This window comes from Pseudomonas sp. BE134, from assembly GCF_031456105.1.
In the GTDB taxonomy this organism is placed as follows: Bacteria; Pseudomonadota; Gammaproteobacteria; order Pseudomonadales; family Pseudomonadaceae; genus Aquipseudomonas.
On record NZ_JAVDUA010000021.1, the window covers coordinates 80,324 to 96,100 of the forward strand.

15 protein-coding genes are annotated in these 15,777 nt (G+C 60.6%); 11 read left to right on the forward strand and 4 right to left on the reverse strand.

From position 1 onward, the window contains the following. The first annotated feature begins 388 nt into the window (after window positions 1-388). Window positions 389-1,228, forward strand: coding sequence for a DUF692 domain-containing protein (locus J2Y56_RS18200; protein WP_310351783.1), 840 nt, complete (start codon window positions 389-391; stop codon window positions 1,226-1,228). Further along, window positions 1,221-1,979 carry a putative DNA-binding domain-containing protein gene (locus tag J2Y56_RS18205; protein ID WP_310336321.1) on the forward strand — a complete coding sequence of 253 codons (759 nt, stop codon included), beginning with the start codon at window positions 1,221-1,223 and terminating at the stop codon, window positions 1,977-1,979. The genes J2Y56_RS18200 and J2Y56_RS18205 overlap by 8 nt, the downstream gene beginning before the upstream one ends. Before the next feature lie 147 nt (window positions 1,980-2,126). On the opposite strand, the gene J2Y56_RS18210 is transcribed toward J2Y56_RS18205, so the two are convergent. Together J2Y56_RS18210 and J2Y56_RS18215 are read right to left on the reverse strand one after the other, a co-directional pair. After that, on the reverse strand, window positions 2,127-3,440 hold the full coding sequence (locus J2Y56_RS18210) for a HAMP domain-containing sensor histidine kinase (RefSeq protein WP_310351787.1): 1,314 nt from the start codon (window positions 3,438-3,440) through the stop codon (window positions 2,127-2,129). Beyond that, a complete protein-coding gene (locus tag J2Y56_RS18215) occupies window positions 3,437-4,177 on the reverse strand; it encodes a response regulator (protein ID WP_150779966.1) in 741 nt (246 codons plus the stop codon). The genes J2Y56_RS18210 and J2Y56_RS18215 overlap by 4 nt, the downstream gene beginning before the upstream one ends. 306 nt (window positions 4,178-4,483) lie before the next feature. Here J2Y56_RS18215 and J2Y56_RS18220 point away from each other — a divergent pair, with 306 nt between their 5' ends. From J2Y56_RS18220 to J2Y56_RS18230, 3 genes are all read left to right on the forward strand, one after another. Next, window positions 4,484-4,747 (forward strand): DUF2790 domain-containing protein, encoded by a 264-nt coding sequence (locus J2Y56_RS18220; protein ID WP_007946381.1) that lies wholly within the window; start codon window positions 4,484-4,486, stop codon window positions 4,745-4,747. A 48-nt stretch (window positions 4,748-4,795) separates the two neighbouring features. Further along, window positions 4,796-5,008 carry a hypothetical protein gene (locus J2Y56_RS18225; protein WP_007946379.1) on the forward strand — a complete coding sequence of 71 codons (213 nt, stop codon included), beginning with the start codon at window positions 4,796-4,798 and terminating at the stop codon, window positions 5,006-5,008. 148 nt (window positions 5,009-5,156) lie between these two features. Next, window positions 5,157-6,365, forward strand: a complete 1,209-nt coding sequence (locus tag J2Y56_RS18230) for a cytochrome c biogenesis protein DipZ (RefSeq protein WP_310336315.1) — start codon at window positions 5,157-5,159, stop codon at window positions 6,363-6,365. Window positions 6,366-6,387: 22 nt separating this feature from the next. Here the strand turns inward: J2Y56_RS18230 and J2Y56_RS18235 are convergent, their stop codons facing one another. After that, window positions 6,388-7,365 carry an AraC family transcriptional regulator gene (locus J2Y56_RS18235; protein WP_007946377.1) on the reverse strand — a complete coding sequence of 326 codons (978 nt, stop codon included), beginning with the start codon at window positions 7,363-7,365 and terminating at the stop codon, window positions 6,388-6,390. Window positions 7,366-7,546: 181 nt separating this feature from the next. Here J2Y56_RS18235 and J2Y56_RS18240 point away from each other — a divergent pair, with 181 nt between their 5' ends. Together J2Y56_RS18240 and J2Y56_RS18245 are read left to right on the forward strand one after the other, a co-directional pair. Further along, window positions 7,547-7,816: a DUF4242 domain-containing protein gene (locus J2Y56_RS18240; protein WP_007946376.1), complete on the forward strand. Its 270-nt coding sequence runs from the start codon at window positions 7,547-7,549 to the stop codon at window positions 7,814-7,816. A gap of 37 nt (window positions 7,817-7,853) precedes the next feature. Continuing rightward, the gene (locus tag J2Y56_RS18245) at window positions 7,854-8,666 is read left to right on the forward strand and encodes a class I SAM-dependent methyltransferase (protein ID WP_007946375.1); all 813 of its coding nucleotides are present in this window, start codon (window positions 7,854-7,856) and stop codon (window positions 8,664-8,666) included. Window positions 8,667-8,841: 175 nt separating this feature from the next. Here J2Y56_RS18245 and pcsA read toward each other — a convergent pair whose 3' ends face one another. After that, complete coding sequence (gene pcsA / locus J2Y56_RS18250; protein WP_310351840.1) at window positions 8,842-9,564, reverse strand: phosphatidylcholine synthase; 723 nt, start codon at window positions 9,562-9,564, stop codon at window positions 8,842-8,844. Between the two features lie 227 nt (window positions 9,565-9,791). Here pcsA and J2Y56_RS18255 point away from each other — a divergent pair, with 227 nt between their 5' ends. The 4 genes from J2Y56_RS18255 to ligD all read left to right on the forward strand — a co-directional run bounded on the left by J2Y56_RS18255 (window position 9,792) and on the right by ligD (window position 15,731). Continuing rightward, window positions 9,792-10,517 (forward strand): tellurite resistance TerB family protein, encoded by a 726-nt coding sequence (locus J2Y56_RS18255; RefSeq protein ID WP_007946373.1) that lies wholly within the window; start codon window positions 9,792-9,794, stop codon window positions 10,515-10,517. 261 nt (window positions 10,518-10,778) lie between these two features. After that, complete coding sequence (locus J2Y56_RS18260) at window positions 10,779-12,155, forward strand: iron-containing redox enzyme family protein (protein WP_310351792.1); 1,377 nt, start codon at window positions 10,779-10,781, stop codon at window positions 12,153-12,155. A 10-nt stretch (window positions 12,156-12,165) separates the two neighbouring features. Then, window positions 12,166-13,158: a class I SAM-dependent methyltransferase gene (locus J2Y56_RS18265; RefSeq protein ID WP_310351794.1), complete on the forward strand. Its 993-nt coding sequence runs from the start codon at window positions 12,166-12,168 to the stop codon at window positions 13,156-13,158. After that, window positions 13,155-15,731, forward strand: a complete 2,577-nt coding sequence (gene ligD, locus J2Y56_RS18270; protein WP_310351798.1) for a DNA ligase D — start codon at window positions 13,155-13,157, stop codon at window positions 15,729-15,731. The genes J2Y56_RS18265 and ligD overlap by 4 nt, the downstream gene beginning before the upstream one ends. Window positions 15,732-15,777 lie beyond the last annotated feature (46 nt).

Below are 15,777 nucleotides of genomic sequence, written 5' to 3' on the forward strand. Positions count from 1 at the left end.
ACGGTCCAGAGGCAGTATTTATCGAGGCATTTGCCTCTGGGCGGTGGTCGTTGGAATGAACAGGACACCAAGTACGTCCTGGGTGCATTAAGTTTAGTCCGTGGGATATGCACTGCTGTCTGGAACGACGAAAGTCCCCTGTGGGAGCGGGCTTGCCCGCGATGGCGGTGGGTCAGTCGATATTTATGTTGACTGACTCACCGCCTTCGCGAGCAAGCTCGCTCCAGGGGATTTGTGTTTCCTCAAGGGAATGGTGGTGTGTATCGCACTGTATCAATCTCGCCGCTGGATACAGTTCTCTCCAACAACCGGCCACTGCCGAACACAGCCCCGATACAGCACCTCGATTAACTGTGATTCCGTTACGGCAATCATTGAGATCAACACCATGCAGTCCTCTTCCACCTCCACGAAAGCCACCGTCGGGCTAGGCCTGCGTCGCGGCTTGATGAAAGACCTTCAGGCCGCTCGCACCGGCGATTTCGACTTTCTGGAAGTCGCGCCGGAAAACTGGATCGGTATCGGCGGCGCCCATGGTCACGCGTTGCGCGCCCTGGCCGAGCGTTTCCCGTTGTCCTGTCACGGCTTGTCGTTGTCCCTCGGCGGCCCGACGCCGCTGGACGTTGGGTTCCTGCAAGAAGTCCGGGCGTTCCTCGACCACTACAACGTGTCGCTTTACAGCGAGCATTTGAGCTATTGCAGCGATGACGGTCATCTTTACGACCTGTTGCCGCTGCCCTTTACCGAAGAAGCAGTGCACCACGTGGCTGCTCGCATCCGTCAGGCCCAGGACATTCTGGGCCGGCGTCTGGCGGTGGAGAATGTCTCCTACTACGCCGCGCCGCAGCAGGACATGGATGAGGTGACCTTCACCAACGCCGTGTTGCGCGAAGCCGATTGCGACCTGTTGCTCGACGTCAACAACGTGTACGTCAACTCGATCAATCACGGTTTCAACCCACAGGCATTTCTGGCCGGAATCGACGCCGGCCGGGTGGTGGCGATGCATGTCGCCGGGCACTTCGATGAATCCGACACCTTGAAAATCGACACCCATGGCGCTTCGGTGAAACCGGTGGTCTGGTCGTTGCTGGCGCAAGCCTATGCCCGATTTGGTGCGCAACCGACGCTGCTGGAGCGGGATTTCAACTTCCCGGCGTTTTGCGAACTGGTGGCTGAATTGCAGACCCTACGCCGCCTGCAAACCGAGGAGGTGAACCGTGGATAAGCCGAGCCTGTTCGAGCAACAAACCACCCTGGGGCGCTACTTGCGCGATCCCGAACACTGCGCGCCGCCGGTGGAAATGGACTCCTCGCGAGCCCAGGTGTATCGCGACCTGATTTTCGCCAACCTGTCGACATTGCTCAGCGGGACGTTTCCGGTGCTGATCAAGATTCTCGGTGATGAGCAGTGGCGTTCGCTGGTGCGGATCTTCCTGCGGGACTACCGCGCTCACACGCCGAAATTCGGTGAGATTGCCCAGGAGTTTGTCGAGTTTCTTGCGACTGATCCGCAGGCGTTGAGCAAGGGCACCTGGCCGCCGTTCATGGTGGAGCTGGCGCATTACGAATGGGTCGAGATGGCGTTGCAGCAGTCTGATGCCGAGCCGTTGGCACCGAGTGATGGGGCGTTGATCCTCGCGCGGCCGTTGCAGGTGTCGCCACTGGCGTGGCCGCTGGCGTATGGCTGGCCGGTGCAGTTGGTCGGGCCGGATTTTCAACCCGAGACGGCACCTGCTCTGCCGACTTTGTTGCTGGTGAGGCGAGCGGAGGACTGGAGTGTGAAGTTTTCTGAACTGAGCCCCTTGGCGTGGCGGTTGTTGCAGCGAATCGAGGAATTTCCTGAGCTGAACGGCCATGCGCAACTGGAAGGCTTGGCTGTCGAGGCGGGGGCGAGCGGATCGGCAGAATTTATGGACAGTGGCGCCGCGTTGTTGCGGCAGATGGATGGGGAAGGGGTGGTTGGCGTCATGGCCTGACCAGACGAAAATCCTCAATAACCTGAAAACCCCTGTGGGAGCGAGCCTGCTCGCGATGGCGGTGGATCAGCCAACATCGATGTTGAGTGTAAATCCGCTATCGCGAGCAGGCTCGCTCCCACAGGTTTTATGGGTGTGCCTGGGTCTCTATTGCTGACCAACAGGCCTGGCCGCCAGCTTCAGCTCCGCACACAACCCCCCACCCTCACGATTGCTCAACCTCAACGACCCGCCGATTGCCGTCGCCAGTTGCTGGGCAATCGCCAACCCCAATCCCGTCCCGCCGGTGCTGCGGTTACGCGAATTCTCCACCCGGTAAAACGGTTCCATCACGTGGGCCAGTTCTTCCTCGGCAATGCCCGGGCCGCGATCCATGACGGTCACCGACAGGCTGCCGTTTTTTCTTTCCACCTTCAGTTCAGCGGCGCCGGCAAATTTCAATGCGTTGTCGGTGAGGTTCACCAATACCCGCCGCAACGCATGCGGCCGGGTATCGATCACCGCGCCACTTTTGCCACTCAGTTGCACGTCTTTGCCCATGTCCTGATAGTCGAACACCAGGCTGTCGAGGAATGAATCCAGGTCGGTTCGGCGACTTTCTTCGGTGGCGCCATGAATGCTGCGCGCGTACGCGACGCCTTCGCGCACCAGATGCTCCATCTCGCCGAGGTCGCTCCACAACTTGTCTTTCTCGGTGGAGTCATCCATGAATTCGGCGCGCAGTTTCATGCGGGTGATCGGGGTTTGCAGGTCGTGGGAAATCGCCGCCAGCAGTTGCATGCGCTCCTTGAGGTAGGCGGCGATGCGCGCCTGCATTGAATTGAACGCCTTGGCCGCGTGGGCGACTTCGATGGGGCCTTTTTCGTCCAGGTGCACGGCGTGGGCATTGGGGTCGAGGGTTTCCACGGCTTGGGCAAGGCGCGTCAATGGGCGGATGGCGATGCGCACGGCCAGCCAGGTGCAGGCGATCAACACCGCCAATTGGCCGAGCAGGACGAAGGGTAGCCACGGCGATAACGGCACCATCGACGGGCGTACGTCGATGGTGACGGGGCTGCCATCGGACAGTTTCAGATGAACCTGAAAGTGTTTGATCGGGCCGGGAATGTCGCTCACGGTCATCGGGTAATCCTTGCCGATGGCGTCCTTGATCGAGGTCACCGCAATCGGCGTGTCGCGCATGGCCTCGCCCGGCGAGCCTTCATCCAGCAGATAGCGGTAATTGCGCCGGTCCAGTTGTTTCAGCCAGCTCATTCGTTCCGCCGCCGGCAAGCGGTCGAGGATAGCGATGGAGGTCGAGACGTCGGTCTCCAGGTTGCCGAGCATGGTGTTCTTCGCGCTTTCGTAACGCTCGTAATACTGCGCGCCGAAGGACAGCGCCTGCGCGAGGATCAAGCCGATCAAGAAGATCAGCGAGAGCCGCGAGGCAAGGGTGCGGGGCCAGCGCAGGTTGAGGTTCATGAGGGCGCCCCGAGTACTTCCACCGGCAGTGAAAACACATAACCCTCACTGCGCACGGTTTTGATGTAAGCCGGCTCGCGGGCGTCGTCGAGCAGACGCTGGCGCAAACGGCTGACCAGCAAGTCGATGGAGCGGTCGAACAGGTCGGCGTCGCGGCCCTGGGTCAGGTTCAGCAGTTGATCGCGATTGAGCACCCGCTGCGGGTGATCGAGAAAGACCCGCAGCAGCCGGTATTCGGCGCCGCTGAGCGCGACCATGGTGCCGTCTTCGTCCAGCAAATGCCGGGCCGAAGTGTCGAGGCGCCAGCGCCCGAACGCCAGCAGACGACCGCTTTCCGTCACCACCAGGTTGGGCGGCAACATGCGCGTGCGCCGCAGCACGGCGTTGATTCGGGCGAGCAGTTCGCGGGCGGCGAACGGTTTCACGAGGTAATCGTCGGCGCCCATCTCCAGGCCGATGATGCGGTCGGTTTCGTCGTTGCGCGCGGTCAGCATCAACACCGGGGTGGCCTTGTGTTTACCAGCGCGCAATTCGCGGCAGAGCATCAGGCCGTCGTCGCCGGGCATCATGATGTCGAGCACGATCAGGTCCACTGGGGTGGTTTCAAGAAACGCACGCATCTGGCGCCCGTCGGCGACGACCGTGGTGCGCAGGCCGTTCTTCTTGAGGTAGTTGCCCACCAGTTCCCGGATCTCGCGGTCATCGTCCACGATGAGAATGTGATCGACGTGTTCCATGGGGCCTGGCCTCTATCAATGGGAGATGTTGCGCAGTCTATCGAGCCTTGGCCTGCTCGCCTTCAGCCCTTTGTATTGCAGTGTATCCGGCATGACAGCGGATACACGCAGACGCAAAAACACGGTTTTTCAGGGGTTTTGTATCGCTGTGTATCAGCAGCCAGCTTTGATACGTACGGATTTATACGCGTCTGTTTTCGACACAGACCAGATACCTCGCAGGCTTCTAATAGGTTCCATCGAGGCAAACCAGACCGCCTCGGCTCAATCGAACCACTGACCCATTGAAGCCTTGAGGAAACCGCCATGAACACTAAAGCCATCTACGCCGCTTGCCTGTTTGCCGCACTGAACATCTGCACCTTGTCGGCCCGTGCCGAAGCAGACGTTACCCCGAAAACCTACACCTACGGCACGCATTTGGACATCCAGAAAGTCGTGTCGCTGAAACAGGACGCGGCGCCGAACTGCGGCGTGGTGGATGCACAACTGACCTACCTGGATTCGCAAAACAAAACCCAGGTCCTGGACTACCGCAAATTGGCTGATGGCTGCAACTCGGACAACTGAGTACCTCGACCAGTCATTGCCCACCCCCTTTGAAACAGGAAGCCCATCATGAACAACGTAAGCCGCTATTTGACCGCCATCGCCTTCACCCTCGCCGGTGCTGCCGCCCATGCCAATGCCGCTGTTGAACAGAGTAGCTGTGGCAGCGCTACTTGCTTCCAGCTGACGCCGGTGGCGCACAAGGATGCGAATGGGTTTTTGGCCCAGGACGGTGGCAGCCGGACTCCACAGGGGCGGCAACTGGATAGCCAGACTGCCTGAAAACCCCATCATTCCACTGTGGGAGCGAGCCTGCTCGCGATGACGGCAGCACATTCAACATCTATGTAACTGCCAGACCGCCATCGCGAGCAGGCTCGCTCCCACAGGGATGTCGATGTGTCGCGCTCATTATTTCAAAGGTGATCCCATGTTCCTCATCGCTTTTCTGGGCGGCATATTGACCGTCCTCAGTCCTTGCATCCTACCGGTCGTACCGTTCCTGTTCGCCGGGGTCAAACGTACTCGGTCCTCCATTCTGCTGACCCTCGGCGGCATGGTCCTGACCTTTGCCCTGATCTCCAGCCTGGCCGTGGTCAGCAGCGAGTGGGTGGTGCAAGCCAACAACACCGGTCGCCAGGTCGCCTTGGTCGTGATGGGGCTGTTTGCCGTGTCGCTGATCTCTGCCCGGGTCGGTGATGTGATGGCCCGTCCGTTCGTGGCGCTCGGCAATCGCCTTGATCCCGACAGTCGCAACCTGTCCGGCCCGTTGAGTTCGGTGATGATCGGTGTGGCCACCGGCCTGCTGTGGGCACCCTGTGCCGGGCCGATCCTCGGGGTGATCCTCACCGGCGCCATGCTGCAAGGCGCCAATGCGCAAACCAGCCTGTTGTTGTTGGCGTACGGCCTGGGCAGTGCGTTGTCCCTGGGCACTTTGATTTTCGCTGGACGCGGCCTGGTCAATCGCTTGAAAGCGTCGATCCCGGTCACCGGTTGGTTGCGTCGAGGTACCGGTGTTGCGGTGCTGGCGGCGGCGGCGGTGATTTCCAGTGGTGCCGACAAAGTCCTGCTGGCCGGTACTTCGTCCGAAGGCGTCAGCAGCCTTGAGAAAGGCGTGATGGAAACCGTGCCGAAAGTGGTCGATTACTTCGTCAGCAAAGTGAAGGCCGATACGATGGACAACGCCCAAGGCGCCATGCCGTCAATCAATGGCGCCGTCGAATGGCTCAATTCGCCAGCCCTGACCAACGAATCGCTGAAAGGCAAAGTGGTGCTGGTGGATTTCTGGACCTATGACTGCATCAACTGCCAGCACACGCTGCCGTATGTGAAGGATTGGGCGAAGAAATACGAGAAGGATGGCCTGGTGGTGATTGGCGTGCACACCCCGGAATACGGTTTCGAACGCATCATCGACAACGTCAAGGAGCAGGTGAAAAAGCTCGGCATCACCTACCCGGTGGCCATCGACAACAACTACGCGATCTGGCGCAACTTTGACAATCAGTACTGGCCCGCCCACTACCTGATCGACGCCAAGGGGCAGGTGCGTTACACCCACTTCGGTGAAGGCAGCTACGACACTCAGGAGAAGGTGATCCAGCAACTGCTGGAAGAGGCGAAAGCCCCGGCGGCATGACGATCAAATCAATGGCCCACAGCTACGCGCCATGGGCCATTGGTTTGTTTGCCTGAATGCGCCGCCACGCGGCCGGGGGCGCACCGAACTCGCGACGAAAGGCCCGGCTGAATGCCGTATCCGTCTGGTAACCCACTTCTTCGGCAATGCGCATCAGTGAGCTGTTACTGCTGCGTAACAGGTTGGCCGCCAGCAACATCCGCCATTGCGTCAGGTACTGCATCGGCGAACTCCCGACCATTTGCTGAAAGCGTTCCGCCAACACCGATCTTGAGGTGCCGGCCGTGCGCGCCAGCTCATCCAGCGTCCAGGCGTGGCAAGGCTTTTTGTGCAGGGCGTTCAACGCGCCGCCGACAATCCGGTCACCGACCCCGGCCAGCCACCCGGTACGCCCTTCGCCCTGTTCGTTCATGTACAGGCGCAGCACTTCGATGAACAACACCTCGGCCAGTTTCGCCAGCACACCTTCGCCACCGGGCCTTGGCGAGCGGGCTTCAGCCAACGCATAACGCACCGAAGATTCGAGCCACATGCCGGCATTCGAGCCGCGCACGTTTACCCGCACCACCGGAGGCAGCCCGGTAAGCAGCATGCCGGCCAACCGCGTATCGCACGCCAGGTAGCCGCACACCAACCGCGTGACTGCGCCGCCGCCGCCATAACTCAACTGCCGTGGTCGCCGGGCCAGTACCACGTCCAGCCGCGCGCCGGTGGCGGGCGCCAGACCCGGTTTAGAACACATACGATGGGCATGGCCTTGGGGGAAAACCACCACATCGCCGGCCGTCAGCAGCAACGGAGGATCGTCACCGAGTTCGACATAACACTCACCCTCGGTGATCAAGTGAAAGATCACCACGCGTTCGGCACCGGGCTCCAGAAACGGTGCCGCCGTATCGGCGCTGGGCGACTGGTAGCACCAAGGCGCGGTGAACCGGGCATTGATGAAAATCGCGCCAACCAGGCGCACGACACGCAAGGTTTGTGACAGGGCGTCCATGGCGGTTTTCCGATGTGCGGATGGTGTTGATTGTGAGCCTGTCGCCGCACCGTGGCTAACCTCCGGACGATCGGACAAGGTTGGCCGACGATCGGGCAGGACGTTGGCCCGAGCTGGGGCGATAGTTGATTCAACAGGGCACTACCGACCCTGTTATCAATAACAAGAATGAGAGGTTGCCATGCCAAAGTTCGTCATAGAGCGCGAGATCCCGGGCGTTGGAGCACTGTCAGAGCGCGATTTGAAAGCCGCCTCGCTAAAGTCCTGCAATGTGTTGCGCGACCTGCCAGAAGTGCAGTGGCTCCAGAGTTACGTCACCGGTGACAAACTATACTGCGTGTACATCGCACCCAACGAAGCGCTCATCAAAGAACACGCCACCCGCAGTGGTTTCCCGGCCAACCGAATTTCCCAAGTGGCGAACATTATCGATCCCACCACGGCTGAATAGGCCGCGGTCGCTTTGCAATCCTTACGGAGCAGACTTCATGAGTACACCGATTGATCTCACTGCCCTTAAAAACCGCCAGATGGCCTCCTGGGCCAGCGGCGACTACGCCGTCATCGGCACCACGTTGCAGATTGTCGGCGAGCAACTTGCCGAAACCTGCGACCTGCTCTGTGACGAGCGGGTGCTGGACGTCGCCGCTGGCAACGGCAATGCAACACTCGCCGCCGCACGCCGTGGCTGCAAGGTCACTTCCACCGACTACGTTGCCGCGTTGCTGGAGCGTGGCGAAGACCGGGCCAGGGCAGAGCACCTGGACGTGACCTTCCAGGTAGCCGACGCTGAAGCGCTGCCGTTCGAGGACGCGAGCTTCGATGCCGTGCTGTCGACCTTCGGCGTGATGTTTACGCCCGATCAGGCCAAAGCCGCCGCCGAACTGGCACGAGTCTGCCGCCCCGGTGGGCGAATCGGCCTGGCCAACTGGACGCCGGAAGGCTATGTCGGGCAGATGTTCAAGACCCTGGGCCGGCACCTGCCGCCACCGGCGGGCGCACAACCACCGTCTAACTGGGGCACCGAAACCTGGCTGCATTCACACTTCGATGAACGCGACTTTCTGGTCCAAGTGACGCGCCGTACCTTCAACTTCCGCTATCGCTCGGCGGCGCACTTCATCGACACCTTCCGCACCTGGTACGGGCCGGTCCATAAAGCCTTTGCGGTGCTGCCGCCCGAGGGTGCCCAGGCGTTTGAACAGGACCTGACCGAGCTGCTGAGCCGGGCGAACCGGGCAGGGGAGAAGTCGCTGGTGGTGCCGAGCGAATACCTTGAAGTCGTCATCACACGGCGCTGATCTGGCGTAGATCTAAATGTGGGAGCAACTGTCTTGATGACTTTATTTTTAAGGCTTATCGGAAGGCAGCTGAACTCCCACAGCTCCAAGCCATGCGAGTTCCTTACAAACACGCAGACCTTCATCGGGTGTGAGCGGTGAGCCGAGTCGAACGATATGAATGGCCATGTCAGCATTATGGCTGGCGCGAGCCATCAAACCACTCCCGTGCCGTGCGCCAGATGCAGACCCCCAGAAAGTAAGCCGACATCAGTAGCCAAAGTCCCATCACCATCGGGTTGATGACCGGATGGTTGAGCACCAGCGACAAACTGCACAACAACCAGATGGCCGTCACGGCGATGTTGACGGGCATAAAGCGGCGCACGCGAAACGGGTGCAGGAACTTCATCCGCGTCACCGTCAACAGGGCCAGGCCGATGACGGTGAGCAAGGTGATCCACGGTGTTGGCGCGATGATGTACAGACACAGCGCGACCACGTTCCATGCGGCCGGAAAACCCTGGAAGTAATTGTCTTGGCTTTTCATGTTGACGTTGCAGAAGCACAACAGCGAGGACACCAGAATCAGCGACACCGTCAGCAGCAGCGTGTAGTCCGGCAACGGCACGTAGCGATAAATAAACAGCGCCGGTATAAACACATAGGTCAGGTAATCGATGACCAGGTCCAGAATCGAACCATCAAAACCGGGCAGCACCGACTGCACATGGACCTTGCGCGCAAGTGCGCCATCCAGCCCGTCGACGATCAGCGCAACCCCCAGCCACAGCAGGCACTGGGTCGGTTGGTTGTCCAGCAACGCCAGCGTGGCGAGGAAGGCGGTCACTACGCCGGTCGCGGTGAAACCATGGGCTCCCCATGCTTTGAGCCTGGCAATGTGTAGGGTCGAAATCACGGGGGCGTTCTCCAGAAAGTGAAGCAAGCCTGTTATCACCCCTTCAAGTGGAGGTGTCGGCAAACCGGGCGGGTTGCAGGTATCGACCGGGAATCCGGGGGTAAGGTTCACCGTCGGTAGATCCTGGCGACGTGCCGGGCTTCACGCCGGCCCAACGGTGGTGGCGCATTAGCCGGCGAGAACTATCGTTGCCTGACTGATTCACTTCCCTTCAGGAGGACATCGTCATGAACACCAGCGATCTACTCGAACAATTATTACGGGCCGGCCAGGGCTCGATGTCGCAATCGAGCGGCGGTGGTGCGTCATCTCAAAATCCGCTCGGCGGAATGGGCGGGTTACTGGGCAGCCTGATGGGCGGCAAGGCCGGCTCAAGCAGTGGCGGTGGTGGCCTGGATGACTTGCTCGGCGGTTTGCTGGGTGGCGGCTCACCCACAGGCGGTCCGAGCCAAAGTCGCTCCGGAGGCGGCACCCGCTATGCCGCCCTGGCCTCGTTGGGGATGATGGCCTTTCAGGCGTATCAGGCGTGGCAGCGCAGTCAGGCCACAGCGCCACAACAGCCGCCGCGCACAGTCGACTTATTGTCGGGCCCGGACGTCGAAGACCACAGCCATGCCGTGCTACGCGCCTTGATTGCAGCGGCGAAGGCCGATGGCCGCATTGATGATGCAGAGATGCAGATGATCACCGCTGAAATCGGCAAACATATTGATGACCCCGACCTTCAGCAATGGCTGGATGAAGAAGTCGCCCGGCCGCTGGATGCCACCGATGTGTCGGTGTCGGCCACCGACCCGGCGATTGCGGCGGAAATGTACCTCGCCAGCGTAATGCTGGTGAACGATCAAGGGGAGGCCGAGCGTGCCTATCTGGACGAACTGGCGGCGGCGCTGAAGATCGAGCCCGAGTTGCAGGTGCATCTGGAGCAGCGGGCCAAGGGTGGCGCTGCCTGAGGGGCAGCCACATAAATTATGTTGGCTATCAGATTGCTTTCGCGAGCAGGCTCGCTCCCACATTAGATTTGTAAACACAGATCCATTGTGGGAGCGAGCCTGCTCGCGAAGAACGATAACGCGGTCAGTTGTGTTGTTCGCGCCCGTCTGTCCGGGCAATTTCAACGCCGATTGAATTTTTCTCCGGCCCTGTCGCTCTGCTGATGTAGAGACGTGTTGCTTGAGCGTCCTGCCACTGGCCATAGACCGAGAGATGCGCCCATGACTGCCCTGACACAGCTCCAATCCCGGCCTGCCCACGAGCAGGCGATTTCTGCCACCGGTAGCCTGAAGCAGACCTACGAGCAGTTGCTGTTGAGCGACGACGCGGCATCTATTGCCCGGACATTTCTGCACGCTCAACTGCAGCAAGCGGCGAACCTGCCCCAGGACCTGCCGCAAGACCTCTCGGCCCTGCAAGACTTTGTCGAACAGCACGCCACCGAGGTGGCTCGCCAATACGCCGACTACCTCAAAGCCCGCAAAGCGGGGGGCGAGCGACAGTTTTTCAACAACAAGGCCCACGCGCTGTTTTTCCTGCAAGCCGTTGCCCCCACCAAACTGGTGGACGGCGCCTGGCTGTCCGGATTGCTGCCAAACTGGCGGGATCCGCGTTTCGACGGATTGATCTGCACCTACCTGGAAGAGTTGGGCGACGGCAACCCGGCGCAGAACCATGTGGTGATCTACCGCAGATTGCTGGCGGAACTGGGCTTGCAGGACACCGGGGTGATCGCCGACGAGCATTACCTGCAAGGCGCGATTCAACTGGCGCTGGGCGCATGCACCGATGAGTTTTTACCCGAGGTGATCGGCTATAACCTGGGCTATGAACAACTGCCGCTGCACTTGCTGATCAGCGCCTATGAACTCAGTGAGTTGGGCATTGATCCGTATTACTTCACGCTGCACGTGACCATCGACAATGCCAGCACCGGCCACGCGCACAAAGCCGTGCAGGCAGTGTTGCAACTAATGCCGCTGGAGGGTGATCGCGACGAATTTCTGCGTCGGGTCGTTGAAGGGTATCGGCTGAATGATCTGGGGCAGGGCAGTCGGGCGATCATCGAGTCGTTCAACCTCTATGACGAAGTGCTAAACATGCTGGAGCGCAAACGTCCGTTCGGCCAGCACATGCATTCCGACTACTGCCGCTTTGAAGGCAAGACCGTCAACCAGTGGCTGTCGGCACCCGAGCAGTTGCCGGGCTTTCTTGCTGCCCTCGAAAACAAAGGCTGGATCAAGCGTCACCAGGACCCGCAAGGCAGCCGTTTCTGGCAGCTGATCGAGGGCGATGGCGCGGCCATGTTCGGGGTGTTCAGCCCTTATGAAAAACAACTGCTGCACGACTGGATCGCCGGCGACTGGACGCCCGAGCGTCCTCCGCCAGCGTATCGCCGCAGCCCCGGTGACACCGTCGAACCTGCCGTGCCGGCCAGCGATCCGGATGTCCAGAGCCTGCATGCGGCGCTGGAGGGCCGGACCGCCGCCGAGCAAATGCAGGTGTTGATCCCGTGGCTGTCGGCGCATCGGCATTCCCATCCCGCCGGCCTGTTGGCCACGCGACGATTCATCGAGCTCAAATCCAGCGTTCGCTAAGGAGCCTTACATGAATCAGGAAGAACACATGGACACTGCCGACCTGGCGTTGCTGCAATTGGGGCGTCGTTTGCAGGCTGACGGCTATCGATTCACCACACCAACGCCACTGACGCATCAGCGAGTGCTTGATCGAGCCTTGGGGCGCCAGGCCCAGACCTTGCGCGATGTCTTCGGTTGGTCACGGCCGTTCGAGCCGGGGCTGTTGTTGGCGGATGAGCAGCGGCAGTTGCAACAGGCTGGCGTACTCGAAGAAAGCAACGGCCACTTGAAAAGCCGGGTGCGCTGGTCGAGCCTGGATGACCTGTTGTTTGTGCATTCGGCCTTTCCAACCGACGCAGCTGACTCGGTATTCTTTGGTCCGGACACGTACCGGTTTGCGCAACTGATCCATGCCCATCTGCAACACAATTTCAACTCGATCCGGCGGGCCGTGGACATCGGCTGTGGGGCTGGCGTCGGCGCGATTGTGATTGCCCGTGCACGCCGTGAAGCCCAGGTTCTGGCAGTCGACATCAACCCGGCGGCGCTGCGCCTGACGGCCATCAATGCCGCGCTCGCCGAGGTGGCCAATGTCAGCACCGAAGCCAGCGATGTATTGCAGGGCGTCGACGGTCACTTCGACCTGATCGTTGCCAATCCACCCTACATGGCCGACCCGGCCGAGCGCGCCTATCGCCATGGCGGCGGGGCGTTCGGTGCGCAACTGTCGCTGCGCATTGTCGAGCAAGCCTTGAACCGGCTGGCACCCGGCGGTTCGCTGGTGCTGTACACCGGAGTGGCAATGATCGATGGCCATGATCCGTTTCTGCAAGCACTGACCCCGCGCCTGGAGTCGCCGATGTTCGGCTGGACTTACCGTGAGCTCGATCCCGACGTGTTCGGCGAAGAACTGCTGACCCCCGGTTATCAACGGGTGGAACGGATTGCAGTGGTGGCGCTGATCGTCACGCGGGTCGGCCCCGGTATCGGGGGGATCGTTGCGTCGGCGGGTGCGCCATGAACAAGACCCTCGACGACTACAACCGCATGCGTGACTTCTCGGCGACCTCTGAACCCGCCGCGAGCAAACGCCCCGCAAAGAAAAATGCGAAAGACCATGCGTTGCAGTTTTGCATTCAGAAGCACGACGCTTCACGCCTGCACTACGATTTTCGCCTGGAACTCGATGGCGCGCTGAAAAGCTGGGCGGTGCCCAAAGGCCCTTCGCTCGACCCCAAGGTCAAGCGCCTGGCGGTCCACGTCGAAGATCATCCGCTGGACTACGCGACCTTCGAAGGCAACATTCCCGAAGGGCATTACGGGGCGGGTGATGTGATTGTCTGGGACCGTGGCGTGTGGATTCCCCAGGAGGATCCGGCCAAGGCCTACGCCAAGGGCAAGCTCAAGTTCGAACTGCAAGGCGAGAAGCTCGGCGGGCTGTGGAACCTGGTGCGCACGCATATGCCGGGCAAGCAGGAACAATGGTTTTTGATCAAGCATCAGGACAGCGCGGCCAAGCCCGAGAGCGATTACGACGTGGTCGCTGCCGAGCCCGACAGCGTGCTGAGTGACCGGACCCTCATCGTCAAACCCGCAAAAACAGCGGCTAAACCCAAACCCGTCAAAAAGCCCGCTAAAGCCGCTGCCAAGGCGCCGTCTGCGCCGCTGACCGGTGCCCACAAAGCCAAACTGCCGGACCAGCTCAAACCCGAACTGGCCACGCTGGTGGAAAAGGCCCCGGAGGGCCAGTGGAGCTACGAGATCAAGTTCGACGGCTACCGGATCATGGCCCGCATCGATCACGGTGACATCAAGCTCTTCACTCGTAACGGCCACGACTGGACCCACAAATTGCCAAGGCAAGCCCGGGCGTTAGCGGCACTGAACCTCGAATCGGCCTGGCTCGACGGTGAAATGGTGGTGGCCGACGAGCAGGGTGTGCCGGACTTTCAGGCCCTGCAAAATGCCTTCGACGCCGGTGCCAGCGCCAACATCCTGTATTACCTGTTCGACCTGCCTTACCTCAATGGTGTGGACCTGCGCGAGGTGCCGGTCGAGGAGCGCAGGGTGGCGTTGTCCACCGTGCTCAAACTCAATCAAGACCCGTTGTTGCGCTTCTCGGACTCGTTCGACGAAGCGCCGGAAGCCTTGCTCAACAGTGCCTGCCAGATGCAGATGGAAGGGCTGATCGGCAAGCGTCTGGGCTCGCCGTACGTATCTCGGCGCAGTAGCGACTGGATCAAGCTCAAGTGCAAACACCGCCAGGAATTTGTGGTGGTCGGCTATACCGACCCGAAAGGTTCGCGCAATGCCTTCGGTGCCTTGCTGCTCGGCTTGCATGACCGTGACAGCGGGGAGTTGCGTTACGCCGGCAAGGTCGGCACCGGGTTCAACGAGACAACCCTCAAGCGCATCTACGAACAGATGAAACCGTTGAAGGTGAAAAAGTCGGCTGTGGTCAATCCACCCACCGGTTTCGAGGCCAAGGGTGTGCACTGGTTAAAGCCCGTACTGTTGGCGGAAGTGGCGTTCGCTGAAATGACCAAGGAAGGCTCGGTTCGCCATGCGGTATTCCATGGCCTGCGCGATGACAAGTCCGCCGATAACATCACAGAGGAGCAGCCGAAAGTGGTGAAGACTCCAGAGAAAAAAACGTCCGCTGCGGCGAAAAAGAAAACAGACCCACCCGCGCCGTCGCAGATCGGCCTGGACGAAGGCAAGGTGCGCATCACCCACCCAGACCGGATTATCGACGCCTCCAGCGGCACCACCAAAATGCAACTGGCCGAGTATTATGCCCGCGTTGCCGAGTGGATTTTGCCCGAGCTCAAGGACCGGCCCGTGGCGTTGGTGCGCGCGCCGGACGGCATCGCCGGTGAACTGTTTTTCCAGAAAAACGCCGAGCGCCTGGCCATCCCCGGCATCACCACGCTGGACAAGGAACTGACCGGCCAACCGGTGATGATCATCAACAACGCCGAAGCGCTAATTGGCGCCGTACAGATGAGCACGGTGGAACTGCACACCTGGAATGCCACCGCGGACAACCTCGACCGGCCCGACCGCTTTGTGCTCGACCTCGACCCGGACCCGGCGCTGCCCTGGAAGAGCATGGTCGAAGCCACTCAACTGACGCTGTCGGTGCTCGATGAACTGGGGCTCAAGGCATTTCTTAAAACCAGTGGCGGCAAAGGCATTCACCTGGTCGTGCCGTTAACCCGCAAGCTCGGCTGGGACGAAGTAAAAGACTTCAGCCATGCGATTGTCAGCCACATGGCCAAGTTGTTGCCGGAGCGTTTTTCCGCAGTGTCGGGACCGAAGAATCGGGTAGGGCGGATTTTCATCGATTACCTGCGCAACGGTCTGGGCGCGACCACCATTTGCGCCTACGCCGTACGCACCCGTGAAGGGCTGCCGGTGTCGGTGCCGATCTTTCGCGAGGAGGTCGCCGAGCTCAAGGGCGGCAATCAATGGAACGTGCACACCGTGCATGAACGCCTGGCCGAGGTGGGGGATGAGCCTTGGGCGGACCTGAAGAAAACCCGGCAGACCATTACGGCCGAGATGCGACGGCGGGTGGGGATGAAAAAGTGATCGGAGGTGAAAGCGCCAACGCCCCTTTCACGGGGCGCTGGTCGGA